The sequence below is a fragment of the Thiospirillum jenense genome (assembly GCF_014145225.1).
GTDB lineage: Bacteria > Pseudomonadota > Gammaproteobacteria > Chromatiales > Chromatiaceae > Thiospirillum > Thiospirillum jenense.
This window is the reverse complement of record NZ_JABVCQ010000094.1, coordinates 1-745: the sequence shown is the minus strand read 5'-3', so window position 1 is coordinate 745 and position 745 is coordinate 1. Positions and strand designations below refer to the sequence as shown.

Annotated in this window: 1 protein-coding gene; it reads right to left on the bottom strand. The window is 59.9% G+C overall.

What is annotated here, in order from left to right; all coding sequences use genetic code 11:
• On the bottom strand, positions 1-745 hold a 745-nt coding region (locus HUK38_RS14650; RefSeq protein WP_202985585.1), incomplete at both ends, for a hypothetical protein.

The window sequence follows — 745 nt, the reverse complement described above, 5'->3', positions numbered from 1 at the left end:
GCCGCTCAAGGTGATGCTGTAACTGCCCGCGACGCCGAAGATGGAGACGCCGCTTTTGATGTTGCGACTGTTCAGATTCGCATCGCCCGCCACGACGCCGCTGCCGTTGTGATAGCCGGCGGTGATGGTCTGATCGCTGATGCCCGGCGTGATGTTTTCAGTGCCGACATTGGTCATGGCGCCGTTCTGACCGCAGCCACTGCTGTTGCAGAAGGTCTTGCCCGTCAGCACGTCGCCGACGGCGGCATCGCCGCTCAAGGTGATGCTGTAACTGCCCGCGACGCCGAAAATGCTGACGCCGGATTTGATGTTGTCAGCGACAAGGTCAGCATCAACCGCGTGCAAAGTGGTCGCCGCGTAATACCCGGCGGAAACGGTGTCATTTGTGTTCGAGAGCGTTTGGGTCGCAAGCCCGCCCGTTTGATCTCCACTGGTGTTACAGAAAGTCTTGCCAAAAAGCACCTCGGCGGCGCTCGCGGTACCTGTGCAAGCACTAGGTGCGGTGTAGGTGCCGGTCAACACGCCCCAGCCGGCGCCGCTGCGCAGTCCCCAGAACGTTTTGCCGTTGGCCACATCTCCCACGGCAGCGCCGTTCACGTTATCCACCACCGGCATTTTCGCCATCACCTCATCTAACGTTTTGCCGCTGATACCGATTGGTACCACGGTCGGCTCGGTAAAAAAGACTTTAGCGCCCGTCGTGCCGGCGTCGAGTCGGTTGTACAAAGCATCCAACGTGAACATC